Below are 23009 nucleotides of genomic sequence, written 5' to 3'. Positions count from 1 at the left end.
TCGTCCGCCGGCGCTCTACTCGCCGATGAAGGCCGGCGCGCGTTTCTCGGCGAATGCGCGCAGCCCCTCTTCCTTGTCCTTCGTGGAGAAAAGGATGTGCAGGGCCTTGCGCTCGAGTGCGAGCGCCGTCTCCAGCGAGGCGTCGGCACCGAGCTGGATGATCTCTTTGATCTGCTCGACTGCGACAGCGGGCAGCGCGGCTATCTCCGCAGCCATGGCGACAGCGCCGGTCTCGACCTCATTGTCGGGGACCACCTGGGACACGAGACCGATTTCGTACGCCTCATGAGCCGTGATGGAGACGCCGGTGAGACACAGCCTCATCGCCTGGAACTTGCCGACCGCACGGAGGAGCCGCTGGGTTCCACCGGCACCGGGAAGGATCCCGAGCCGCACTTCCGGCTGGCCGAGCCGGACGCCCTCGCCGGCGATGATGATGTCGGCATTCATCGCCAGCTCAAGCCCCCCGCCCAACGCATGACCGTTGACGGCGGCGATGACGGGACGCGAGAACCGCCCGACGGCTGCCCAGAGTCGTTCCGTGTGCCGCCTGTACATCTCGACGGCCGAGACCCCGATCATGCTGTTGATGTCGGCGCCCGCAGCGAACGTCCGCTGCGTTCCGGTGAGAACGACGGCGCGCACCGACGGATCGTCCTCGAACTCACGGAACACGTCGGCGAGCCGCCGTCGCAGAGGCATGGAGAGAGCGTTCCTCGCTTCCGGCCTGTTGATGCGCACCAACACGACACCGGGCGAAGGATGCTCGACCAGAACCTCGGCCGGACGGGCCTCGGTTTCTTGAGTTGTCACGGTGTTCACCTCGTCTGCGCGGGCGCACCGAACTGCGGCCGACGCTTCTCGACCAGGGACGCCCGACCCTCTCGTACGTCGGGGCCGTTGAAGCCGAGGAATTCGAGGGCGAGCGACGTGTCGAACGTCGGCCCGGCCATCCGCAGCCAGTTGTTGAGCGAGTACTTCGTCCAGCGGAGCGCGGTCTTCGAACCGCTGTTGAGTTTGCGGGCCACCCTGAGCGCTTCCTTCTGCACGTCGGCCTGGTCGACCGCGAGCGACACGAGTCCCATCCGCTCGGCCTCCTCGCCGGTGACCTGCTCACACAGCAGCAGGTGGTACTTGGCCTTTGCCATGCCGCACAGGAGCGGCCACACGATCGCGGCGTGGTCGCCGGCCACGACGCCGAGGCGGGTATGGCCGTCGATGATGCGCGCGTCCTTCGCGGCGATCGACACGTCGGCGAGAAGCCCCGCGGCAAGGCCCGCACCGACGGCGGGACCCTCCATTGCCGAGACGACGAGCTTCGAGCAATTGATCACGTTGTAGACGAGATCCCGGGCCTCCTTCCACACGCGCGTGAGCACATCGAAGTTCTCCGACATGTCCTTGACGAGATCCAGGTCGCCTCCCGCCGAGAACGCGCCTTCGGAGCCCTTGAGAATGACGACGTTCACGTCCTCGTCGTCGTCGATGTCCTTCCAAATCCGGGCGAGCTCCCGGTGCATCCCGGCGTGCGCTGCGTTGAGGCGCCCCGGATTGTGCATGGTGATCGTGAGGATGCCGTCCTCTACCTTGTCGATGAGGAGGTGCTCGTAGGAGTCGTAGACCGACATTGTGGTCCCTTCGTAGCGTTAGTCAGGAGGAGAAGTCAGGAGTGAGGGCTGAAAGTCCGGCAGCCGCGCGGCGGCGCAGCCAGGGGCTGGGGCTGTAGCGCTGGTCCGCGTCTGTTTCGTACATCCCGCGGAGCACTTCGATGATTATGGTGACGCCGACGTGGTCGGCCCACTCGAGCGGGCCTCTCGGATAACGGAGGCCGAGCTTGACTGCCGTGTCGATGTCGGAAGGACTCGAGATCCCGCGCTGAGCGATCTGCGCCGCGAGGTTCACGATCGCCGCGAGTATGCGTTGCGCGACGAAGCCGGGAGAATCCCGGATGACCTCGACGTCCCCGAGAGTGCGGAGCCGAGCGGCGAGAGCCGCGACCGGCGAGGCCTGCACTCCCGGGGGCACCATGAGGGTCTGTACCGGGGCCTCTGGCACGAGGCGGTCGATCGCGACGGTGCGCAGCGGGTCGAGACCCAACTTCTCCGCCGTCCGAGAAGCATCGGTACCGAGTGGCGCGACGAGAATGAGGTCGGCGTCGTCCGGCTGCGCCGCGACGAGTCCGGCGCGGTCGCGGAGCCCGGCGAGTTCCTCTGCGCGGTCACCGGCAGTGGCGATGGTGACGGCCGCAGTCGAAGCCGCAGGGTTCACGGACACCGGATCCTCACTCGTCCTGCTGCCGCGGTAGTCGTAGAACCCGCGGCTCGTCTTGCGGCCGAGCAGGCCGGCGTCCTTCAGGTAGCGGTGATACCACGTCGAGCGCAGTTGCGGGTCGCCGAAGTTGTGCTCGAACAGGTTCTGGGTGACCGTGTAGTTGACGTCGAGCCCCGTGAGGTCCATGAGTTCGAAGGGGCCGAGCGCGAATCCGAGATTTTCCTTGGCGATGCGGTCGATCTGCTCGATCGTGGCGACCCCGTCGCGCAGTATCGCCAGCGCCTCGGTCGCGTAGGCGCGTCCGGCGAGGTTGACGAGGAAGCCGGGCGAATCGCGGACGATCACCCCGACTTTACCGATGCTGTCGACCCACTCGCGTGCCAGCGTGATGACGTCATCGCTCGTGTCGGGACCGCCGATGATCTCGACGAGTCGCATGGCGGGCACGGGATTGAAGAAGTGGAGCCCGACGACGCGACGACGATTCTCGAGCGCACCCGCGATCGAGGCGATCGAGAGCGACGACGTGTTACTCGCGAGGACGGCATCGCGTCCCACGATCGCCTCCAGCTGGGCGAACACGGCGCGCTTCACATCGGCGCGCTCCACGACCGCCTCAATCACGAGATCGCACGGGGCCAGCGCATCCAGTGCCTTGGCGCCGACGATGCGGGCCGAAGCGGCATCCGCAGCCTCGCGCGTGGTGCGGCCGCGATCGACCGCGCGGTCGAGACTCTCCGCGATCGACGTCGTCGCGGAGACGACAGCGTCGTGGTCGGTGTCGAAGACGAGCACGTCGTGCTCGGCGAGGGCGGTCACCTGGGCGATGCCTCGTCCCATCGCCCCCGCGCCCACAATGCCGACAATCATGCGTACTCCTTTCCGCGCCGTCCCGGCGACGGGCGAGACCCACCCTAGGAAGGGAGTCATGTGGCCAACAACAGGCGTGGGCGGAAGGCCATCCCGCTCTGCGGAAGACGGGCTCGTCACCGCCGGACAGGCCGGTGACGAGCCCGTCTTCGCGCACGTGATGGTCTGAACCGCTCCGGGATCGGCGCCGTGCAACTGGACCAGGAGCATGCCGTGCCCGGCTCCGCGCTGGTACTCGGTGGTGATGGACTCGAAGTAGGAGTGCACCATCGCCGGGCTGACTCGCTTGATCAGCCCGCCGGTGACCGTCCCGCGCGTGACCTGCCAGGGGTGTTTGGTCCTGGTCTCGGCCCGGTTCGGGTTGCCGGACCGGTGGCAGACGTGCAGGTGCGGGGCGCGGCACTCGCCGCAGGCTGCGTTCTCCCGCAGGTGCAGGTCGACCAGTCGCAACCCGCACAGCTCGCCGATCCGAAGCCCGCCGTCGGCGAGCCGGTCGACGACCAGCCGGTCCCGCGCGGTGTTCACTGTCTCCAGCAGCTTCCCCCTCGCCCTGTCCGGCGACATCTTCGGGTGCCGGCGGTGCGGCCCCTTCGGCGCCAGCGGGTTCGTGGGCAGCGGTGACTTCGTGTGACCGAGGAACGAGCGACGACGGTCCACCCGCGAAGGCAGCCGGGACCTATCGAGCGTGGCCGGGACACGATGGGTGATTCAGCGCGTCTTTGCCTGGCCCCACCGGTTCAAGCGGCCCCGCATCCGCTATGTAGTCCGCGCCGACCTCCACCTTCGCCGATTGCGTGGCGCCGAACATGGGTCGTCGGACTTCGCGATCGCTGGTCGGGTCAGGCCCGGGAACGGGCAGCCGTCGGGCCGAGCCGGGTTCGGTCGCCTCCCGGCCGCGGTACGGCGGCGACCGGCCCGGTGCCCAGGTAGCGGTCGCGCACCGCGGTGACGATGTCGGTGCTCGCCTGACCGGTGCCGTAGGGGGAGGGGAGCCGGGCCAGTCGTTCGGCGCCGCTCTCGTCATCGAGCAAGTCGCTCAGCGCGCGGGCGAGTTCGTGGCCGGGCTGGGCGAGGCGGGCGAAGCCGGCTTGTACGGCTTCGGGGCGTTCGGTGGAGTTGCGTACCACCACGAGCGGGCGTTTGAGCACGGTGCACTCCTCCTGGACCCCGCCGGAGTCCGACACCAGCAGACGGCAGTGCCGGGCGAGCGCGAGGAAGGCGGCGTGGTCCAGCGGATCGATCGGTCGCAGCCGCGCGATCGAGGTCCGCAGGCCGAACGCATCGACGGCCGCCTGGGTCCGGGGATGCAGCGGCAGCAGCACCGGCAGTTCCAGGGCGGCGAGTTGATCGAGGATCTGGGCGAGCCTCGCGGCGTCGTCGGTGTTCTCGGGGCGGTGGATGGTGGCGAGTACATAGCCACCCGGGACGACGGCGTGTTCGGCCACGATGCGACGGACTTCAGCCTCGGAGGGCAGGGATTCCAGGGTCGCCTCGACGACGGTGTTTCCGGTGATCACCACCCGGTGGGGTTCGATGCCCTCGCGTAGAAGGTGCGCGGCCGCCGTCGTGGTGGGCGCGCAGTGCAGGTCGGCGAGTGGGGCGATGAGGCGGCGGTTGGCTTCCTCGGGCATGTCGGGGTCGAACGAACGCAGCCCGGCCTCGACATGGACGACGGGTATGCCGACGCAGTGCGCCGCCAGCGCGCCGGCGGCCGCGGTGTTGGTGTCGCCCTGGACGACGACGGCGGCCGGTGGGCGTGCGGCGAGGTGGTCGCTCAACGCGCTGACCATGCGGCCGATCTGCTGTCCGCGCGGTTCGCCGCCGACGCCCTTCAGCCGGTGGTGCGGGCGGGGAAGGCCGTACTGCGCGAAGAAGGCGGTGGTGAGGGCCGGGTCCCAGTGCTGGCCGGTCCACACGACGCGGGCCTGGGGGCCCAGGAGGCGGACTACGCCGGCGAGTTTGACGATCTCCGGGCGGGTTCCGAAGACCAGGGCGACATCGGTCGAGGACATGGTGCTCCGAGGGAGGCGAAGAGCGGGGTGGGGGGCAGTGCAGTATCAGCAGACAGAAGGAAGGGATTCGAAGGAATATCCGAAAAGATCGTCAAAATCACCCAAAAGGATCAATGGTGTGGCCTGGGTGGGGTGTGCGCGTCGATTTGGGTTGCGGATCCCTCGGCAAGGGTTGACGGGGTGTCACGGGCAGTTGGGATGGCCTCTCGTCGTCGCGCGCGGGGCATTGCGGCAAACGGGTGATTTTCGAACAAGTGCCCATGTTTTTAGTCAGATCGAATGAATGGTGCGGCAATATGCGGGCTTATCCGATCTCGGGAATCGGCTGGAACGAGAGGAACTACCCATGTATGGACCCATAGCTGGGGGCCTGCCCCCGGCTGCGGCCGGCGGCGGCGTGCTCGCTTCCACCGGCTCGCCAGGCCTCGGCATCGCGGCGACCACCGCAACGGCGCTGGTGCTGCTGGGTGTTGTGCTGATTCGACGCGGTCAGTTGGCCGCCGCCAAGACCGGGTCGGCCGACCAGAGGCGCGGCCGGGCATAACGCTCGCCGTCGCGAGCGGATGGATCGGGCGGTCCCGCACGGCCCCGGGGGAGGGGCAGCGGTGGACCGCGAACGAGCACCGGCCGTGCCGCCGGCTCGACTACTCGCCGGAGCGCGTACGGGTCGGCTGCCGCGGAGCCTTCGGCCGCCCGTCTTTCTCCCAGGGGGTTTTCTTCATGACTTCAGACGCGTTGCCGCAAGGACCCCGGTCGTTGAGACCAGTCCGCTCGCGCGTGTCGCACTCCGGTCGCACCTCGCTGCTCGGCCGGGTGCTCGGGTCACTGCTACTGGTCCTGTGCGGGTCCCTGGTCGTCGGTGAGCGCAGCTACCGCTTCCATGAGATGGCTGCGGCGGAGTGGCTGATCTCCCACGTACTGAGCTTGCGGACCATGGTGCTTGAGGCCCCCGACGCACCGGTGCTCTACGCCGGCGACGAGGGCGGCTTCGGGCGCGGAATCGCTCTGACCACTGGTTGCAGCAGCGCCCTGTTCATTGCCATGCTCGCCGCACTGTCCGGTGTCCTGCTGCTGTTCAGCACGCGCAGGCCGACACGGATCCTGTTGGGCTTCGCCCTGGCGGCGGCCCTGATCGGCGGCACCAACCTCGGGCGTCTGATGTTGATCGTCGCCATGCAGCACCGCTACGGCGACCAGGGATTCGGCTGGACGCACATCCTGTTCGGCTCGGTGCTGATGATGGCCGCCGCCCTGGTCGCCCTGCTGCTCTTCCTCTACATGGTCAACCGAACGTCCGCCCACGACGCCGAGGACGACGCACTGTGACCCTGCTCGACATCTCCATATCCCTCTCCTTCGTTCTGGGCGTCAGCTTCCTCGCCTACGTGGCCGTGATCGTGCGCAACTTCCTCCGGGCGCGCCCGGATCCCCCGGGTGACCCGACGGGGTTCAGTTGGCACTTCCTCATCCCCTGCCTGGATGAAGAGGCCGTCATCGGCACCACCCTGGACTACGTCGCCCGGCACTTCCCCGGCGCCCGCGTCTGGGTCGTCGACGACCATTCCGACGACCGGACGGCCGAGGTGGTACGGGCCCGGACGAACGCGGGACACCCCGTTCATCTGGTCAGCCGTCGGCTGCCGCAGGCGCGGACCGGCAAGGGCGACGCGCTGAACGCGGCCTACCAGGCGCTTGAATCCTGGCTTCCCGAGGACGCCGACCCCGACCGGGTCATCGTCACCGTCCTGGACGCCGACGGGCGTCCCTCCCCGGGGATGCTGGACTGCTTCGCCGGACCGACGCTCTTCGGAAACCCGGCCATCGGCGCCGTCCAGGCCGAGGTCCGGATGTCCAACCGTGACGTGGCCGTGCCCCTGCCCGACCGGGGGCCCATTCGCAACCGGTTCGCCCGCCTGCTGGCCCGGTTGCAGGACATCGAGTTCCGCGGACCGATCTCCGCCATGCAGATCACCCGCCGGTACACCCGGACCGTCAACGTGGGGGGCAACGGGCAGGCCAACCGGCTCAGCGCACTGCGCTCGATCGACCAGGGCAGCGCCGAACCGTGGGGAAACGCGCTGCTGGAGGACTTCGAGCTCGGGCTGAGGATGATGCTCGGCGGCTGGCGCAACGGCTACACCACGGCCGCCTGGGTGGATCAGGAAGCCCTGTGGAGCGTACGGCAGTTGATCACTCAGCGGGTCCGCTGGGCGCAAGGAGCGATGCAGTGCGCGCCCTATCTGCGACAGGTCTGGCGCTCCCATCACTTCACCACGATGGGCTTCCTCGAAGTCCTCTACTTCATGAGCCAGCCCTGGATCCAGGCCATCGGGCTGGTCGTCTACACCGTTCCGATCGCCGCCTTCGCCTACAACGCGGTCGTGTACCCCGAGTTCGTCCTCGCCTTCCTCAGCCACGGCGGTGCTCCGCTGATCGCCCTCTACCTGCTCGTGGGGATCTCTGAGTTCGCCGTCTGGGGACCGCTCTACCGCCGTCGCTGCGAGCCCGGAGTCAGCCGCCGGGCCGCACTCGGCTACGGCCTCGCGCTCGCGGTCTATGCCGCGACCACCTACATCGTCGCGGTGCGCGCCTTCTGGCGGATCGTGCGGCGCAAGGGCTCCTGGCACAAGACGGCCCGCACGGCCGAGCCACTGCCCGCCGCCCAGGAGATCGCCACCGCCTGACCGATCACGCCTTCTCCTCGACCGATCACACCTTCTCTCCGACCGATCAGGCTCCTCCTCGACCGCTCAAGCTTCTCCCTGACCGGAATCCATGGCCAAGTCCACTTCCGGTGAACGGAGTTGAAGCACCACCCGCACGTCCCCGGCGCGCGGCTCGACGACGCCCATCGGCCTCGACCGGCCACCGCCGGCGGCCCGTTCGGGGGACGGCCCCGAAAGCCCTGTGCACCTTCATGGCCGACGGGAACCGCCCGTCCCCGCAACCACCACCCGGCAGCGGACCTGGCTGCCCGCTACACGAAAGGCCCAATCCGTGAGAATTCGTACCCGCAACCGCGTCCTGGCAAGCAGCGCCCTCGTCGCCGGAGCGCTGTCCGTCGCCGCCCCGGCGTACGCCGCCCTTCCGGCCCCCAAGGCCGACGCCTATGTCGTCTCCTCGGAGGCCCTGGCCGGAGCCGTCGCCGTGGCGCCGACGCCCCACTCGACGTACCCGTCGGGTGGTACCGAGACCCTCGTCGGTCTGAACCTCGGCGCGTTCACCACCACCTCGGTGCTCACCGCTGACACCGAGGGCAACCCGGCCGACGGCACCTCGAAGGCCTCCGCGGCCGTCGACAAGCTCGGGCTCGACCTCGGTGTCGCCTCGGTGTCCCTGACGGGGATCGAGTCGACCTGCGCGGCGACCCCCTCCGGGGCCAAGGGCAGCGGCCTGATCGCGGGCGGGTCGATCAGCGTCCTCGGAATCCCGACCAACCTCCAGGCCAACGCCCCCGCCAACACCAAGATCAGCATCCCCGCCGTCGGTTCGATCGTCCTCAACGAGCAGACCACCGACGCCGACGGTGTGCTGACCGTGAACGCCGTCCACATCACCCTGCTGCCGGCGTTGAACGGCGCCAACCTGGTCGTCGGCCACGCCGAGTGCGGTGGGGCGGAGCCCGCCGAGGCGGTTCCGATGATCGACCCGACCGTCGCCGGAGCGACCGGGGGCGCGGCCATAGCGGGCGTCCTGGCCACGGTCTACCTGCGCCGCCGCAACGCCGCCGCCGACGGGTCGGCCGCCTGACGCCTGACGCCTGACGCCTGCCGCCTGACGCCCGGCGTCCGGCGTCCGACTCACGAGGTCTGACGTGCGAGGTCCGACGTATGACGTCGACCGTACCGGCCTGCTGTCCGGCTCCTCGGTCCACCCGACCGAGGAGCCGGACAGGCCCGATTCTCTGCAAGCCTTCAGAACTCCTAACGAAATGATCTCCAAGGCGGTTGGATCACTCCGGGACTCTTGATCCGGGTGCGAGGCGGGTCGGCCGAAGCTGAGGGAAGGCGACCACGAGCTGTGGGCGGTGCAGGCAGCGTCGAGGAGAACGTAAATGCGTCGACAGCGCCCCTCGGTATCCGGCAAAGTGGCCGCCCGTGACGAGCAGTGAGCTATGGACCCGTGCGACCGCCGACCGCTACGACGCCGAGCAGACCGAGATGTCCTCGGCCGCCGTTCTCGGTCCGACTCTCGCCTTCCTCGCCGAGCTCGCCGGAGACGGCCGGGCACTGGAGTTCGCCATCGGGACCGGACGAGTGGGCGTCCCGCTCAGGGAACGCGGCGTGCCGGTCGTGGGCATAGAACTGTCCGAGCACATGGCAGCGGTGCTGCGGCGCAAGATCGACGAGGACACGCTCCCGGTAGTCATCGGGGACATGGCCACCACCGTCGTTCCCGGCGAGTTCACCCTGGTCTATCTCGTCTACAACACCATTACGAACCTGCTCACTCAGGATGAGCAGGTCGAGTGCTTCCGCAACGCCGCACGGCATCTGGAGCCCGGCGGCCGATTCGTCATCGAGCTGGGCGTGCCGCCGCTGCGGTTCCTGCCGCCCGGCCAGGTCGCGGTGCCGTTCGACGTCTCCGAGCAGCATCTCGGCTTCGACACCTTCGACCTCGTCGAGCAGATTCTCGTCTCGCACCACTTCACCCGGGACGGCAACGACGGCCGCTACCGCCGCAACAACTCCCGGCACCGCTACGCCTGGCCGGCAGAACTTGACCTGATGGCGCGGATGGCCGGGCTAGAGAGGGAACGTCGCGTCGCGAACTGGGACGGGGCGCCGTTCACCCAGGACTCCGCGAAACACATCTCCGTGTGGCGCAAGCCAACCTGAGGTCGGCCACCGGGCCATCAACGCAAGCAGTGCCTGTCTTGAAAATCCTATCGAGAGTTCAGGCGTCGCCAGCAGATCAGTGCGCATCCGAGGGTGAGGAAGGCTTCGTGGATGTCGTCGCGTATCTCCCAGCGGATGCGCAGGCGGCGGAACCAGTGCAGATGGGCGAATGCTCGCCTTACGACCCAGCGTTGGGCGCCGAGTCCGGAGCCGTGATTGGTGCCCCGGCGGGCGATCAGCGGCTTTACGCCGAGATCCCGGACCAGGCGGCGGTACTTGTCGTGGTCGTAGCCGCGGTCGCCCAGCACCACGTCCGGGCGGCGCCGGGGCCGGCCGCGCTTGCCCTGCACCGGCGGTACTGCCTGAAGCAGCGGGATCAACTGGGTGACGTCGTTGCGGTTGCCACCGGTCAAGGTGGGGGCGAGCGGGATACCGGTGGCGTCGGTGGTCAGGTGATGCTTGCTGCCCGTCCTGCCTCGGTCAACAGGGCTTCGCCCTGTCTTGGATCCCCCTTTCAGTGCCCGTATGTGGGAGCCGTCGACGGCCGCCCGGAAGATCGGGCGCTGGGTGGCTCATGCCGTACTTCGTTCAGTGGTTGGCCAACATAGGCCACGGCCGCGCGGGCGATCCACCCGATCCTGGGGGAGGACGCCCCCGGCGCCGTCGGAGTGCCGCCGTTCCGCGGTGCGTTCGCCTCGGCGGGGCCCGAGCCCGGGTCATTCCGCGGCGAGTTCCGAGGCCAGCTCCGAGGCCAGGTCCGAGGCGCGGCGGATGTCGTCGGCGAGGGCTTCGCGCTCGGTCTCGCGGAGAGGCAGCCCGGCGGCCTCGGCCAGGTGGGCGCGGGCCGCGGCCGGGTCGTCGAGTTGCGCGGCGAGGTCGGCGCGCAGGACCAGGGCGCGATAGTGCTCGGCGGGGCCGGCCGGGGTCTCCTTCGCCAGGGCGTGATCGAGAATGCGGGCTCCCTGCCCGGGATTCCCCTTGGACACCCCGATGAGCCATGCGTGGTGCAGGGCGCGGGCGAACGGCTCGTCGGGCGCGGGGCCGTGCTCGAAGGACTCGCCGTTGGGTTGCCCGATGCGGACGCAGTTCCCGCCGGGGTCGGTCATCAGGAACTGGCGAACGCCGTACGAGGTGTCCTTCAGCTGTCCGATGCGCGGGATTCCGCGCGTGGGGACGCGCCCCAGGGCGGCCTTCAGGCGGGAGCGGAAGGTCGCGTACAACTCGTCGACGCGGTCGGTGGTGATGTAGCAGGTGGACCAGGATTCGGCGGGGACGACCGCCTTGTGGCCGAAGAACTGCAGCTCGATGTCGTCCCCGTAGGCGAGCGCGGCGTACGGGTTCGGTCGGGTCTGAAGGTGGGTCACCGTGAAGCCGAGGTGCTCGTAGAACGTCACCAGTTCGCGGATCGAGGGACAGGGCAGGATCGGGATCGTCTTCTCCGCCATGCCTCGACCGTACGAGCGCGGACGACTACTGGTCAAATTTGATTACCAAGGGTGGAGTGCGTGAGGACTCCGCGTCGGCGAGGCGGGTGGAGCCCTCACGCACTCCGTCGGTAGGCCCCCGCGCGTGCCGCGGCCACGGCTGCCTCGGCGGCCTGGTCCGCGGCGGCCTCGTCGAGGCGGTCGCCCGTGGTCAGCAGGCGGTAGTAGAGGGGGGCGGAGACGGCGCGGATCACCTCATGGGTGTCGGTGTCCTCGGGCAACTCGCCTCGTTCGACGGCCTGTTGCACACAGGGTGCCCACTCCTGGACGCGGATGTCGTAGAACCGGCGCAGAGCCTCGGCCGTCTTCTCGTCGCAGGTGGCCGCCGCGATCACCGCCTTGAACAGTGCCCCCTGTCGCACATCGGCCAGAGTGCGCTGTACGAGCCGGGCATTGGCCTTCAGATCGCCGAGCAGTGAGCCGGTCTCGGTACGCGGCAGGGACTGCTCCGCCATGTCCATCAGCAGGTCGGTCACGAGGCCGGTCAGCGTTCCCCAGCGGCGGTAGACGGTCGTCTTGCCCACCTCGGCGCGGCGTGCGACGTCGGCGAGGTCCAGGTGGGCGAAGCCCTGCTCCGCCAAGGCGTCCCCGGCTGCCCGCAGCACCCCCGCCCGCACGCGTGCGGTGCGCCCGCCGGGGCGGATCGTCCCCGGATCCGCACTTTCAAACCCCATAACGGGACTCCTGTTCCGTTAGTCCATCGCGCCTGCTATCTTAAGCCACCACTAACGGAACCCTAGGCCCATTAGGTACTTTGGTGGGCGAGCACCCTCGTGGACGAGATCGCCCTTGTGGGCGAGAGAGGATCAACGATGGAGTACAGGCGACTCGGCGCATCCGGACTCAAGGTCCCCGCACTCAGCTTCGGCGCCGGCACGTTCGGCGGTCAGGGGCCGCTGTTCGGAGCCTGGGGAAACAGCGATGCGCGAGAAGCGCGCCGCCTCGTGGACATCTGTATCGATGCCGGGATCACCATGTTCGACACGGCCGACGTCTACTCCGGCGGCGCGTCCGAGGAAGTGCTCGGCGAAGCGATCAAAGGCCGCAGGGACCGGGTGATCGTGTCCACCAAGACCAGCCTGCCGATGGGCGACGGTCCGGGGGATGCGGGCTCCTCACGTTCGCGCCTGATCACCACGTGCGACGATGCCTTGCGGCGGCTCGGCACCGACTACATAGACCTGTTCCAACTGCACGCCTTTGACGCGGGTACGCCCGTCGAGGAGGTTCTGTCCACGCTCGACGATCTCGTACGGGCGGGGAAGGTCCGTTACGTCGGGGTCTCCAACTTCTCCGGCTGGCAGGCGATGAAGTCTCTCGCGATCGCGGAGAGGTACGGCCGCCCGCGCTATGTCGCACATCAGGTCTACTACTCCCTGATCGGCCGCGACTACGAGTGGGAACTGATGCCCCTCGGGCTCGACCAGGGACTCGGGGCACTCGTCTGGAGCCCGCTCGGCTGGGGGCGGCTCACCGGCAAGATCCGCCGAGGCAGGCCGCTCCCCGCCGGGAGCCGCCTTCACCAGACGGCTGACTACGGCCCTCCGGTAGAGGACGAACACCTCTATCGCGTTGTCGACGTGCTCGACGAGATCGCGCAGGAAACGGGCAAGGCCATACCGCAAATCGCCATCAACTGGCTGCTCCAGCGGCCGACCGTCTCCTCCGTCATCATCGGTGCCCGCAACGAGGAACAACTCCGCCAGAACCTCGGTGCCATCGGCTGGACGCTCACACCGGACCAGATGGCGAAACTGGACGCGGTGAGCGGCAAGACGGCCCCCTACCCGTACTTCCCCTACCAGCGCCAGGAGGGCTTCGCCCGGCTCAACCCACCCGTGGGCGGGGCCACCGGACGCGGACGTTAAGGGCTGCCCCTCCATCCGCGGTGGACCAGCGCGCGGCGTCGGATGCGGTGCATCGCAAGGCGGAGGGGCGTACGCATACTGCATGTATGCGGACGTTCCGACAACGCGGCGAGGTGTTAGCCGACGTCGCGCACCCGCTGCGGATTACGGGACAGCCCTTGGAGAGCGAGTTGCGGGGGAGCGCCGGGCGCACCGGGCAAAGTCAGCATCCGGGGCCGATCGGCGGAGACGAGGTCAGGGCGAGGGCGGCGACGGCGGTAGGGAACGGCCGCCGCGGCGCTTGGGCACCACGGCCTGGACCCGCCCGGCGAGCTCGGGCGCGGCCGTGATGGGATGCCGTCCCACCGAGCGAGGACACTGCCGTCGGCGGACCCCTCGAAGGGGCGATGAGGACGGCGTAGTTCCCGGGGAAGCGCCCCCTCGCGGAAACGACGAAGGGCCCGACCTGCGGGGCCCTTCGGTTCTCTTGCCACCTCGCGCTGCGGGACTACTTCACGTCGACGAAGTCACCGGGGGCGTTGACCGCGGGAGTCGAGGCCGTACCGGCGAAGCTCCAGCGCCAGTAGCCGTCCTGCACCGCCTTGACCGTGGTCTTCAGCGTGCCGGTTTTGGAGCCCTTCACCGTTTTGACGGTGGTGTATGTGCTGCTGTTCTTCTTCCGGAACTGGAGCTTGACCGGCTGGGACGCGTAGCCCGCGTACTTACGGGTGTCCCAGTTGGCCCGGTCCAGCTTGCCCGTGACCGTGATGGTCTTGCCCTTCTTCACGGGCTCCGGGGAGGCATCGGCCGTCAGCCGCGACAGCCGCTGGAACCTGACCAAGGAGAACGAGTCGTTCTCGGTGAAGCTCCCGTCCTTGCCCCATGCGCCGACGTAGACCCGCCAGTTCGTGGCGTTGGTGTTCCACAGGTATCCGGGATCGACCGTGATGGTGAGGGTGCAGGTCGAGGTTGTGGCGTTCGCGGCCTTGCACTTGGCCTTTGTCCCGTCCGGGTGGAACCCGAAGCCGTACAGGTTCGGTTTGTTGTCGCGGCCCCTCCAGACGTAGGAGAGAGCGTCCTTGATACCCGAGGAGTGGGACGCGGTGACGGAGACCGTCACCTTCTTGGTGGCGGTGGTACCGAGCACGATCGGCTTTCCACTGTTCACAACGACCTTGCTGATCATCGGGGCGGCGTCCGCCCGCGTCAGCGCGAGCGAAGGGCTGCTTGCTTGAGAGGCCGGAACGGTGAGGAAAGACAGGGCCAGGGCGCCGGAGACAGCGGCAACAGTGGCACGAATACGCATGTGTTCCCCAAGTTTGGACTGTGGGTCTGCTGACCCGCCAGGCCAGACCTCGGGCGAACGTGAAAGGTTGTGCACAAAGATGAAATCTTCGCGAAGATCGATGATCAGCCCAGATCAGAGGCTGCCGCACGGCTGAGCGTTGGTTTTCCGCGAGAACTACTTGGGACGGACTCTACGGACTCCACGGACCCCGCGGAGCTTCGGTCTGGGCGTGGACGGCGGGTCCGCCGTGACCAGAAGCCCCACCATGCGGCGCACGATGGGGCACATCTCAACTGGCGATCCTGGTGATCCTTGCGGTCCGTGCGGGCTGGGCGGTCAGGCGGTGGCGAACTTTCCGGACTTGATGCCTGCGACGAAGGTTGTGAACGCGTGGGTGGTGGTGTTCAGCACCGGGCCGTTCGGGTTCTTGGAGTCGCGGACGGGGACGATGCCGCGCGGGGCGGCGAGGTTGGCGGCGACCTCCACGCAGTTGCCACCGTTGTCGCTGTACGAAGACTTGAACCAGCGGGGGGAGTCGGTCGTGGTCGTCACGGGGTGCCCTTTCGTGCCTCGTTGATCATGAGTACGGATTCCGCCTGGGACAGCGCCTCGGCCTGGAAACGGACGGCGGGTCCGCCGCGTCCAGAAGCCCCACCATGCGGCGCACGATGGGGCACATCTCAACTGGCGATCCTGGTGATCCTTGCGGTCCGTGCGGGCTGGGCGGTCAGGCGGTGGCGAACTTTCCGGACTTGATGCCTGCGACGAAGGTTGTGAACGCGTGGGTGGTGGTGTTCAGCACCGGGCCGTTCGGGTTCTTGGAGTCGCGGACGGGGACGATGCCGCGTGAGGCGGCGAGGTTGGCGGCGACCTCCACACAGGCACCGCCGTTGTTGCTGTATGAAGACTTGAACCAGCGGGGGGACTCGCTCGTGGTCGTCACAGGGTGCCCTTTCGTGCCTCGTTGATCATGACTACGGATTCCGCCTGGGACAGCGCCTCGGCCTGTAGCTGATGGTAGGCGGTCAGCAGCGGGAGTACAGAGGTCGTTTCGCGTTCCAGGTGCCCCCGAATTTGGGATTCGGCGTACACGATCACGGACAGATCGGACAGCGTCAGCATGTACAACGGAAGGTCGAACGGTCGACGTTCCCCTATGTCGTACGGAACGACCTGGAGCACGGTGTTCGGCTGCTCGGCGAATTCCACCAGCCGCTCCAACTGCGCGTCCATGACCGCATCTCCGCCGACCCGCCTGCGGATGCAGCTCTCATCCATCACCACCAGCATCATCGGCGGGCGCGGGCGCACCAGAGCCGCCTGACGCTCCGCCAGGAACGAGACCCGCTCAGTGGCCTGCTCGGGGCTGATCGCTCCACGCCGTACGGCGCTGTCCGCCAGGACCCTGGCGTACTCCGGAGTCTGTAACAGCCCCGGGATGATCCCGATTTCGTACAACCGGATCTCCACCGCGCGTCCCTCATGCCCCACGTACTGCGGGAAGCCCTCCAGCAGTGAACCGTGCCGGATCTCGCGCCACTGGCGTTCGAACGTGTCGGCTGTGTCACCGGTTTCGAAGACGCGGTCGGCGCTGCGCGAGAAGCGAAGAGTCGGCATCTTGCGACCAGTTTCGACGGCGGAGACATGGGTGCCGGAATATCCCATCTCCGCACCCAGTTCTTCCTGCTTCCATCCGCGAGCCTCTCGCGAGCTGCGGATACGCGCGCCAAAGGCAGCCTCCGGACTGCTCTCGGGCTCCAACTCCTTGCGGTTCAACGGTTTGTCACCAGCTTTCCGTTCCTGCTCAACAAGTTGAAGCGTCCCAGACGTTGGGTCACGCTGGGCCGCCCTGGTAGTGGAATCACTACGGAGAGGAGTGGCCCGTGTCTGTGCAGAACGGCGCCTCGAACGAACTGGAGACCCCGCCCCTCCCGACACCCGGCACGCTCATGGTGGACCTATCACAGGATCGGGTCGGCGAGTTCCGCGGTGAGTGGTGCGGGCAGTGGTCCTTGCGACCCATCGGTGGCGGGGTCGAATGGACCGTCGCCCCCGAGGCCGCAAGGCCGGCCGACCCGATAGAGCGGCTGCGCGCCGAACTGGCCCGCGCCAACCGGCGTAGCCGAGGTGAGGTGCTGTGACGGGGCCGTTCCTCGTCGCGGTGTACGCGGGTGACGGCCGGACGACCATCCACCTGGGCGGGAGACGCGCCGCGAATCCCCGGCTCGCCCTGCGGTGGCTGCGGGGGCAGGCAACGCGGCTCGCGAACGGGCTGGACCCGGAACCGGGGACCCCGTGGATTCCCCCATACGTGTTACGGCCCGTGCCCGCGCCCACCCTCGTGCCCGCACCTTTGTCCACCCGGACTGTGCCCACCCTGTCCGTACCTACCCCGCCCATCCCCGACGCACCGGCCGAGCTGCGCGCCTGGGCCGCCGACGACGTACGCCAGACCGAGGCGCTGCACCGGCTCGCCACCGGCGCCGAGGTCTCGTTCGTCGCCCGGGACGAGGCGTGCTGGTACAGGCTCACCGCCAGCCCACTGCGCCTACCGCAACCCGCGCCTCAACCGGGCGCCGCGCTGATCAACGCGTAGCCCCACAACGCGCGCGCCCAAAGCCCGCCGCGTGCCCAAGGCCCACCGCCGCGAGCACCCAGATCCCGCCATCGCGTCCAAAGCCCGCCGCGCGCCCAGATCCCGCCGCCGAGCCCCGGGCCCGCCACCGCGGTGCCCAGAGCTTCCCGCCACCCCAGCAACCGTACGTTCGTTCGACCCAGCCACTGAAAGGAAACGCCCCATGTCCCTCCTGACGCCGTACGTCGCGTCGCGCACCACCGAACACCCTGTACGCGAATCGGAGTTGACGATCGAGTTCGCCTTGAACGGCCCCCGGATCGCCTACCGCAGCCCGCGACCCACCGACCGGGATCACCACGGCAATCTATGGGTACGCATGCAGGAATCCACCGGCGGACGTGTCCGTTACGAATGCATGCACGTACAACGCCAACGCGCCTGTATGGAGGGCATGTTGTGCCAAATCTGCGGCGGGCCTGCCGACCGGAACGAGCAAGGGTGGCTGTTCCTCGACTGGCGCCGCCCCGACTCGCCCCCGTCCTGGCCCGAGAAGTCCATCACCTCCATGCCGCCCCTGTGCAACGAACACGCCCGCGTGTCCGTCCGCCAGTGCCCGTTCCTCCGCACGGCCGACCACGCCGTACTCCGCGTACGTAAACCCCAGCTCTACGGGGTCTCGGGCGCCGTCTACCAACTCACCGACACCGGATGGCGCACTTTCGACAACGACGTCCTGGCCCCGTACGGCAAGCCGCGCCTTCCTGGCATGCTCGCCTCCCGCGTCCACCGCGAACTGCGCGGCGTCACCGTCGTCGGACTCCCGTAGCCGCCCGCCCCGCCTCATGGCATCAAGGTGTCGCGGCGGCGAACCCGTGGGCGGGCGAGGGCGGACTCAGCCGTGCTTGTTGTGGCTGGAAGAGGTGTCCTCGGGAGGCGCGGTGCGACCGCCGTCGTTTCCGCTGCTGACCACGCCGAGCAGGGCGGCGATCACACCGACGATGGCGAGACGGCCGCTCAGGCGCAGGGCCCAGCCCGTCGGCGAGCCGGTGTGGGCGCGAGGGCCGCGTAGCTTCTCCGAGCGCCGGGCGGGCCGCAGCAGGCGCAGCAGGAGGAGTGCGGCGATGGGGAGCTGGAGCAGCCAGATCGCGGTGCGGAACCAGCCGTCGTACCAGACGTTTGTGCCGTAGAGCAGGGTGTGCCAGACGCTCAGGACGTAGACGACGATGACGAAGCGGTGCAGTACCCGCCAGGTCTTGGGGCCGATGCGGTGCCTGATGTAGAAGAGCAGGCCCAGGGGGATGGCCAGGTAGAGGGCCGCCTGCCCGACAGGGATGGCGATCCTGCCGGTGCCCGAGGTGTAGCCGCCGGGGACGAAGGTCTCCACGAAGGCCGTGCCGATCGCGGAGTGCCAGCGTGCGGTGTCGGAGCGGACCAGTTGGGCGGCGAACAGCAGCGCGTGGGCGGCGATGAGGGCGATGGTGTTGAGGCTGGTGGTGCGGTGCAGGCGTTCGAGGCGCTGGCCGGACAACGGTAGCCAGGAGAGGCGGGGGCCGGAGAGGAGGAGTCCGAGGACGACGGTGATCCAGGCCCACAGCAGGGCGGACCAGCCGAATGCCTGGCTGAGGAAGTACAGCCAGAACTTGCCCGTGTCGGTCATGAAGGGCATGACCGACACGGTCGAGGAGGTCTCGGCGCGGATGCGGGCGTAGAGAAGTGCGAAGACGGCGCCGGTCACCAGCAGCGCGATCAGGCCGTCGGGGATGGATGCGCGCAGGTCGGACCGCAGCGTGGGGCGCCGCCGCTGCCCGTCACCGGTCTGGGCGACGGGGGCGTTGGCCGGTTCGGAGGCGGGTTGCGCTGGCAATGACGTCATCGTGCGGCCTCTTCAGTCGCTTCGGCTGGTGAGCGGGGGCGTGGACTCTCCGGGGCACGGGGTGCCCAGTCGCGCTACTGGATGAGTCGGAGGAGGAGAGACGAAAGTTCCCACCCCTATTGTGTGCCGTGGGTCACATGGGAGAAGTGTTGTCTCACCCTCGTGGTGGCCGCTGCCGCCGTGACGACGACCGTTCGCCGCCGGGTTCCGGGATGGCGGCCCCGGTCCCGATACGGCGGCGGCGTACCACGCCCGTCAGCAGGGCGGGAAGAAGTAGAGCCTGGAGGCACACGGCGAGCCAGAACCCCCGTGCCGAGCCCATGGCTTCCGCACCCGCGTACACTTGGCCGCCGACCACTCCGCTGCCGAACGCTCCGAGGCCGGCCGCCAGCCGCTGCCGGCCGAAGACCGAGGCCGGTGCCGCGGATGAACGGGCGAGCGCCTCCAGGTCGTTCTTCAGGAAGAGCACGACCTCGCCCACGCACATGAGCGCCGCTCCCGCGCCGATGCCCGTGTGGCCGCCGTATGCGATGGCGGCCGTCCCTGCCGCCATGCTCCCGAAGCCCACCTTCATGGTGTCCCGGTAGGCGAGTGCGGCGATCCACCGTGACAGCAGCGGCTGGGCGACGACCAGGAGGCAGGCATAGCCCGTCAGCACCGCCCCGTAGTAGGCCACCGAGGTGCGCGGGACGGCGTAGAGCGCCAAATAGTGCTGGAAGAACATGAAGACGTACACACTCAGCACGGTCACGGCGAAGGGCGGCAGGCCGTCGTCATGGCGACAGAGCCGGTCGGCGTCGCCGGCGGCCTCCCGCGCTTCGTCGGCCACCGGGCGCACCGCGGCCGGTGGCAGCAGCGCGTGGCCGATGCCGACGAGCGCGAACAGCGCGGTGACGCAGGAGAAGAGCACGGTGGGTGAGCCCAGGACGAAGGGTGCCGCGGCCGGCGGGCCGAGGGCGATGCCCGCGTTGAAGGCCGCCCCGCTCGCCGACAGCAGCCGGGGGCGGTCGGCCTCGTCGGCTCCTTCCACCAAGTACGCCTTGTTCGCCGGGAGATACAGGGCCGCCCCGCAGGAGACCAGGAACACGGCGCCGACCGCGAGCACGGGGCTGGTCATCCCGGGCACGAACGCCGCGAACCCGGCCGTCCGCACGGCCAGCGCCGTCAGCATGGTGGCCCGCAGGCCGATGCGCCCGGCCAGCGCTCCGGCGGCCACGCCGCCGGAGAATTGCACCAGCGAGGCGACGGCCAGCACGATGCCGACCGTACCGAGCCCCAGCCCGAGCCGCTGGTGCAGGAGCACCGACACGTACGGCAGGACGGCGAAGCTGCCCAGAGTGATCAGGAACGAGGCGGCCAGCAGGAAGGCCCGCGGGCCGGTGACCCGCCACCCACCGAGCCGGGGCCTACGGCCCATGATCGGCGACGACGGGGCACACGCGGGTGGCCGCGCTCCACGCCCGGTGCTGCGCCAGCTCCGCCGTCGCGGCTTCGGCCAGCACGATGCCGGTGCAGCCGCGCTGGTCCCCCACCTGCGGCAGCACGTCTCCCGGCGCCCTGGTCGGGTACCAGCGCACTTCTCCGGGAAAGGCCGCCAGCTCGTCGAGCCCGTGCCAGCCCTTGAGAACACCCGGCCGGTCCGCGTAGACGAGGACGAAGGCGTACGCGGGGCCGGTGCGATCGAGCGGCGCGTCCATGAGGCGCGGTCTGCGGCCCAGGGCCTCCTCCATCATGGCGGTGTACACATTGGTCCCGAGCGAGCGGCACATGACCTCTCCCACCAGGGCTCCGCCGATCCTGCGGTTGATCTCGACGAGTTCCGGTCCCTCGGTGGTGAGGATGAACTCCACATGCGCGAAGCCGCCGTGATGTCCCGCCGCGTGCAGGACGTCCCCGACCCACTGTTCGACGGCGGCCGACTCGGCCGGTGGCAGCGCGACGGGGAAGGCGGCGGCCTCCTCCCGTACCGCGGGCTGCCGGGACGTCTGCCGGCTGAGGACGCCGAGCAGCCGGGTGGCGCCGTCCCAGCTGAGGGTCTCGGCGCTGTAGAGCGGCCCGGCCAGGAACGTCTCCGCGAACAATTCCCCCATGAGCCGCTGCCGGGCGGCTTCGTCGAGCACGCGGCGCAGCGCTTCCTCGTCGTGGGCGATCCAGACATTGCGCGAGGAGGTGCCCGAGGAGTCCTTGAGCACTGCCGGCAGACCGACCGCACGACGCACCTCGTCGGCGCTGTCGGGACTCGGGGCGACGCGCACGGCACCGCTCCGGCTCAGTCCCCGGCGGTGCAGGAGTTCACGTACCCGATATTTGTCGCGGAGCAGCCGTACCGCGGCCGGATCCGGGCCGTGGAGCCCGAGTTCGGCCGCGAGGCAGGCGGCCGGCACGCTCCAGGTGTCGGTGGTGTTGAGCAGGCCGGCCAGGTCGGGCAGGGCGGTCAGCGCGCTGCGGGTCGCCGTCTCGTCGAAGGTGTCGACGTCGATGACGGTGAGCGTGTCGTCGGGCAGGGTGGCGAGTTCATGCCGGTAGACGGACCGGTCCGCGGTGAGCAGGCACAGCTTGTGTCCTGCTTCCGCCGCCGCCGCGGCCATGTGTCCCAGGCCGAAGGACAGGGATTCCAGGGCTGCGATGGTCATGGCGTCACCTCCACGGGCGAAACGGGTTCAACGCTGTTCGTGCCGGGGCATCGGCCCGGCCGTACCGTCGCTTGACCGGGACGCCGCCCCCACTCCATCACCGACCAGGGCGGACGCAGCTCGTCGAGTGCCTGGATCGGCCGGGGCCGGAGGGTGCGCATGTCCTGTGCCTCGGTGTGCCTGGCGAAGACCCGTTCGGCGTAGCGGTGGCCGGTGTCCGCGCCCAGGACGAGGTGGAGGCGCTCGGGATCGCGCTCCGCCTCCCAGGAGGAGACCAGGTGTGCGGCTCCGGTGGACAGCCCCGCGAAGGTCGCGTGTTCCTGGAGGAGGCCGATCGCACCGGCCATGGCGTGCCGGAAGCCCAGCCAGTGCATGGTGTCGTACAGCTCGTGCCGCACATTCTCGAAGGGGATGGAGCTGCCGATGCCCGCGATGATCGCCTCGGGGTCGTGGAAGTGCTCACTGCCGAAGGTGACGCTGCCGAACGGCTGAATCCCCACCAGGCGCACCGTCCGCCCGGTCTCCCGCAGTGCCTGCACCAGCCCGCCGGTGGACGCCCCCGTACCGACCGCGCCGACGACGGTCAGGGGCGCGTCGGGCAGTGTCCCGGTGACGAGGTCGGCGAACTCCCGGTATCCGGCGTAGTGGATGGAGTCGTGGTACTGCCGCATCCAGTGGAAGTCGGGGCGTTCGGACAGCAGTTCGCGGACGCGGCGGACGCGGCGCTCCTGGTCGAGCCTGAGGTTCTGCGACGGAGGCATCTGGTCGACCGTCGCGCCCAGGACCTCCAACTGCGCGCGCATGACCGAGTCGACGGTCGTGGACGCCACGATGTGGCACCGCAGGCCGTAGCGGTGGCAGGCCATGGCGAGCGCCAGGGCGTAGATGCCGCTGGAACTGTCGACGAGGGTCTGTCCCCGGACGATGCGCCCGCGGTGCAGCAGCGTACGGATGGCGCCCAGAGCCGCGTAGACCTTCATCGTCTCGAAGCGGGCGAGCACGACGTTGCCGCCGAGCCGGATCAGGTCCGGCGTCTTCAACGCATCGGTGATGTGCTCGTGGACGGGTGCGGGGGTGGTGTTGTGCTCATGGACGGGCGTGGCGGTGGTGATGGGCTCGTGGATGGGAGCGGCGGTGGTGTTGTGCTCATGGACGGGTGCGGTGGTGATGGGCGCGGACGAGGCGGCGGTTTCCGTCCGCGCTCCCCCCGGCACGGCCCGCGGGCCGTGTTCGGGCAGGTGTGCTGCCGCCGTGCTGCCGAGCGTGGGATCGTGGTTCTCGTGGTGCGGTGACATGGTGTACCGGTCCTCCAGGG

The 23009-nt window shown here is 69.0% G+C and carries 23 protein-coding genes and 1 pseudogene; 9 read left to right on the top strand and 15 right to left on the bottom strand.

Going from position 1 to position 23009, the window contains the following annotated elements:
• Positions 1-15: 15 nt before the first annotated feature.
• From ACIHCL_RS17945 to wecB, 4 genes are all read right to left on the bottom strand, one after another.
• On the bottom strand, positions 16-822 hold the full coding sequence (locus ACIHCL_RS17945) for an enoyl-CoA hydratase-related protein (RefSeq protein ID WP_399862741.1): 807 nt from the start codon (positions 820-822) through the stop codon (positions 16-18).
• Positions 819-1628: an enoyl-CoA hydratase/isomerase family protein gene (locus ACIHCL_RS17940; RefSeq protein WP_399862739.1), complete on the bottom strand. Its 810-nt coding sequence runs from the start codon at positions 1626-1628 to the stop codon at positions 819-821. Before ACIHCL_RS17940 ends, ACIHCL_RS17945 begins: the two co-directional genes overlap by 4 nt.
• 22 nt (positions 1629-1650) lie before the next feature.
• A complete protein-coding gene (locus tag ACIHCL_RS17935; RefSeq protein WP_399862737.1) occupies positions 1651-3666 on the bottom strand; it encodes a 3-hydroxyacyl-CoA dehydrogenase in 2016 nt (671 codons plus the stop codon).
• 314 nt (positions 3667-3980) lie between these two features.
• Positions 3981-5153 (bottom strand): non-hydrolyzing UDP-N-acetylglucosamine 2-epimerase, encoded by a 1173-nt coding sequence (gene wecB, locus ACIHCL_RS17930; RefSeq protein ID WP_399862735.1) that lies wholly within the window; start codon positions 5151-5153, stop codon positions 3981-3983.
• Between the two features lie 346 nt (positions 5154-5499).
• Here wecB and ACIHCL_RS17925 point away from each other — a divergent pair, with 346 nt between their 5' ends.
• The 5 genes from ACIHCL_RS17925 to ACIHCL_RS17905 all read left to right on the top strand — a co-directional run bounded on the left by ACIHCL_RS17925 (position 5500) and on the right by ACIHCL_RS17905 (position 9991).
• Positions 5500-5697, top strand: coding sequence for a hypothetical protein (locus ACIHCL_RS17925; RefSeq protein ID WP_399862733.1), 198 nt, complete (start codon positions 5500-5502; stop codon positions 5695-5697).
• A gap of 233 nt (positions 5698-5930) precedes the next feature.
• On the top strand, positions 5931-6479 hold the full coding sequence (locus tag ACIHCL_RS17920; protein WP_399862731.1) for an archaeosortase/exosortase family protein: 549 nt from the start codon (positions 5931-5933) through the stop codon (positions 6477-6479).
• Positions 6476-7837, top strand: a complete 1362-nt coding sequence (locus tag ACIHCL_RS17915) for a glycosyltransferase (RefSeq protein ID WP_399862729.1) — start codon at positions 6476-6478, stop codon at positions 7835-7837. The genes ACIHCL_RS17920 and ACIHCL_RS17915 overlap by 4 nt, the downstream gene beginning before the upstream one ends.
• Positions 7838-8150: 313 nt before the next feature.
• A complete protein-coding gene (locus tag ACIHCL_RS17910) occupies positions 8151-8903 on the top strand; it encodes a choice-of-anchor P family protein (RefSeq protein ID WP_399862727.1) in 753 nt (250 codons plus the stop codon).
• Positions 8904-9250: 347 nt separating this feature from the next.
• Positions 9251-9991, top strand: a complete 741-nt coding sequence (locus ACIHCL_RS17905; RefSeq protein ID WP_399862724.1) for a class I SAM-dependent DNA methyltransferase — start codon at positions 9251-9253, stop codon at positions 9989-9991.
• A gap of 47 nt (positions 9992-10038) precedes the next feature.
• Here the strand turns inward: ACIHCL_RS17905 and ACIHCL_RS17900 are convergent.
• The 3 genes and pseudogenes from ACIHCL_RS17900 to ACIHCL_RS17890 all read right to left on the bottom strand — a co-directional run.
• Positions 10039-10542, bottom strand: a pseudogene (locus ACIHCL_RS17900) (IS5 family transposase); the annotation flags it as partial.
• Between the two features lie 165 nt (positions 10543-10707).
• Entirely contained in the window at positions 10708-11436 is a 729-nt protein-coding gene (locus ACIHCL_RS17895; protein ID WP_399862722.1) for a bleomycin resistance protein, read from the bottom strand.
• 95 nt (positions 11437-11531) lie between these two features.
• On the bottom strand, positions 11532-12149 hold the full coding sequence (locus ACIHCL_RS17890; RefSeq protein ID WP_399862720.1) for a TetR/AcrR family transcriptional regulator C-terminal ligand-binding domain-containing protein: 618 nt from the start codon (positions 12147-12149) through the stop codon (positions 11532-11534).
• 138 nt (positions 12150-12287) lie between these two features.
• On the opposite strand from ACIHCL_RS17890, the gene ACIHCL_RS17885 reads away from it, so the two are divergent.
• Positions 12288-13343 carry an aldo/keto reductase gene (locus ACIHCL_RS17885; RefSeq protein ID WP_399862718.1) on the top strand — a complete coding sequence of 352 codons (1056 nt, stop codon included), beginning with the start codon at positions 12288-12290 and terminating at the stop codon, positions 13341-13343.
• Between the two features lie 487 nt (positions 13344-13830).
• On the opposite strand, the gene ACIHCL_RS17880 is transcribed toward ACIHCL_RS17885, so the two are convergent.
• From ACIHCL_RS17880 to ACIHCL_RS17865, 4 genes are all read right to left on the bottom strand, one after another.
• Positions 13831-14628: a DUF5707 domain-containing protein gene (locus ACIHCL_RS17880; protein WP_399862716.1), complete on the bottom strand. Its 798-nt coding sequence runs from the start codon at positions 14626-14628 to the stop codon at positions 13831-13833.
• A gap of 318 nt (positions 14629-14946) precedes the next feature.
• Entirely contained in the window at positions 14947-15162 is a 216-nt protein-coding gene (locus ACIHCL_RS17875) for a DUF397 domain-containing protein (protein ID WP_399862714.1), read from the bottom strand.
• Positions 15163-15337: 175 nt separating this feature from the next.
• Positions 15338-15553, bottom strand: coding sequence for a DUF397 domain-containing protein (locus ACIHCL_RS17870; RefSeq protein WP_399862712.1), 216 nt, complete (start codon positions 15551-15553; stop codon positions 15338-15340).
• A complete protein-coding gene (locus ACIHCL_RS17865) occupies positions 15550-16386 on the bottom strand; it encodes a Scr1 family TA system antitoxin-like transcriptional regulator (protein ID WP_399862710.1) in 837 nt (278 codons plus the stop codon). The genes ACIHCL_RS17870 and ACIHCL_RS17865 overlap by 4 nt, the downstream gene beginning before the upstream one ends.
• Before the next feature lie 173 nt (positions 16387-16559).
• On the opposite strand from ACIHCL_RS17865, the gene ACIHCL_RS17860 reads away from it, so the two are divergent.
• The 3 genes from ACIHCL_RS17860 to ACIHCL_RS17850 all read left to right on the top strand — a co-directional run bounded on the left by ACIHCL_RS17860 (position 16560) and on the right by ACIHCL_RS17850 (position 18014).
• On the top strand, positions 16560-16751 hold the full coding sequence (locus ACIHCL_RS17860) for a hypothetical protein (protein WP_399862788.1): 192 nt from the start codon (positions 16560-16562) through the stop codon (positions 16749-16751).
• Between the two features lie 227 nt (positions 16752-16978).
• The gene (locus ACIHCL_RS17855) at positions 16979-17206 is read left to right on the top strand and encodes a hypothetical protein (RefSeq protein WP_399862708.1); all 228 of its coding nucleotides are present in this window, start codon (positions 16979-16981) and stop codon (positions 17204-17206) included.
• 202 nt (positions 17207-17408) lie between these two features.
• Positions 17409-18014 carry a hypothetical protein gene (locus ACIHCL_RS17850; RefSeq protein WP_399862706.1) on the top strand — a complete coding sequence of 202 codons (606 nt, stop codon included), beginning with the start codon at positions 17409-17411 and terminating at the stop codon, positions 18012-18014.
• 66 nt (positions 18015-18080) lie between these two features.
• On the opposite strand, the gene ACIHCL_RS17845 is transcribed toward ACIHCL_RS17850, so the two are convergent.
• From ACIHCL_RS17845 to ACIHCL_RS17830, 4 genes are all read right to left on the bottom strand, one after another.
• Positions 18081-19061: a ferric reductase-like transmembrane domain-containing protein gene (locus ACIHCL_RS17845; protein WP_399862704.1), complete on the bottom strand. Its 981-nt coding sequence runs from the start codon at positions 19059-19061 to the stop codon at positions 18081-18083.
• Between the two features lie 154 nt (positions 19062-19215).
• Positions 19216-20478 (bottom strand): MFS transporter, encoded by a 1263-nt coding sequence (locus ACIHCL_RS17840; RefSeq protein WP_399862702.1) that lies wholly within the window; start codon positions 20476-20478, stop codon positions 19216-19218.
• Positions 20468-21694: an ATP-grasp domain-containing protein gene (locus ACIHCL_RS17835; RefSeq protein WP_399862699.1), complete on the bottom strand. Its 1227-nt coding sequence runs from the start codon at positions 21692-21694 to the stop codon at positions 20468-20470. The genes ACIHCL_RS17840 and ACIHCL_RS17835 overlap by 11 nt, the downstream gene beginning before the upstream one ends.
• Positions 21691-22989 (bottom strand): pyridoxal-phosphate dependent enzyme, encoded by a 1299-nt coding sequence (locus ACIHCL_RS17830; protein WP_399862697.1) that lies wholly within the window; start codon positions 22987-22989, stop codon positions 21691-21693. The genes ACIHCL_RS17835 and ACIHCL_RS17830 overlap by 4 nt, the downstream gene beginning before the upstream one ends.
• Between the last annotated feature and the right edge of the window lie 20 nt (positions 22990-23009).

This window comes from Streptomyces sp. NPDC052042 (genome assembly GCF_044548345.1).
Taxonomy (GTDB): Bacteria; Actinomycetota; Actinomycetes; order Streptomycetales; family Streptomycetaceae; genus Streptomyces.
This window is presented reverse-complemented; position numbering and strand designations above follow the sequence as displayed.

Bases quoted from the DNA above. Each gene is read 5' to 3' on its own strand.
- ACIHCL_RS17830 (WP_399862697.1), bottom strand. From the start codon at position 22,989: ATGTCACCGCACCACGAGAACCACGATCCCACGCTCGGCAGCACGGCG.
- wecB (WP_399862735.1), bottom strand. From the start codon at position 5,153: ATGTCCTCGACCGATGTCGCCCTGGTCTTCGGAACCCGCCCGGAGATC.
- ACIHCL_RS17895 (WP_399862722.1), bottom strand. From the start codon at position 11,436: ATGGCGGAGAAGACGATCCCGATCCTGCCCTGTCCCTCGATCCGCGAA.
- ACIHCL_RS17835 (WP_399862699.1), bottom strand. From the start codon at position 21,694: ATGACCATCGCAGCCCTGGAATCCCTGTCCTTCGGCCTGGGACACATG.
- ACIHCL_RS17850 (WP_399862706.1), top strand. From the start codon at position 17,409: ATGTCCCTCCTGACGCCGTACGTCGCGTCGCGCACCACCGAACACCCT.
- ACIHCL_RS17890 (WP_399862720.1), bottom strand. From the start codon at position 12,149: ATGGGGTTTGAAAGTGCGGATCCGGGGACGATCCGCCCCGGCGGGCGC.
- ACIHCL_RS17940 (WP_399862739.1), bottom strand. From the start codon at position 1,628: ATGTCGGTCTACGACTCCTACGAGCACCTCCTCATCGACAAGGTAGAG.
- ACIHCL_RS17925 (WP_399862733.1), top strand. From the start codon at position 5,500: ATGTATGGACCCATAGCTGGGGGCCTGCCCCCGGCTGCGGCCGGCGGC.
- ACIHCL_RS17840 (WP_399862702.1), bottom strand. From the start codon at position 20,478: ATGGGCCGTAGGCCCCGGCTCGGTGGGTGGCGGGTCACCGGCCCGCGG.
- ACIHCL_RS17880 (WP_399862716.1), bottom strand. From the start codon at position 14,628: ATGCGTATTCGTGCCACTGTTGCCGCTGTCTCCGGCGCCCTGGCCCTG.
- ACIHCL_RS17885 (WP_399862718.1), top strand. From the start codon at position 12,288: ATGGAGTACAGGCGACTCGGCGCATCCGGACTCAAGGTCCCCGCACTC.
- ACIHCL_RS17860 (WP_399862788.1), top strand. From the start codon at position 16,560: ATGGTGGACCTATCACAGGATCGGGTCGGCGAGTTCCGCGGTGAGTGG.
- ACIHCL_RS17845 (WP_399862704.1), bottom strand. From the start codon at position 19,061: ATGACGTCATTGCCAGCGCAACCCGCCTCCGAACCGGCCAACGCCCCC.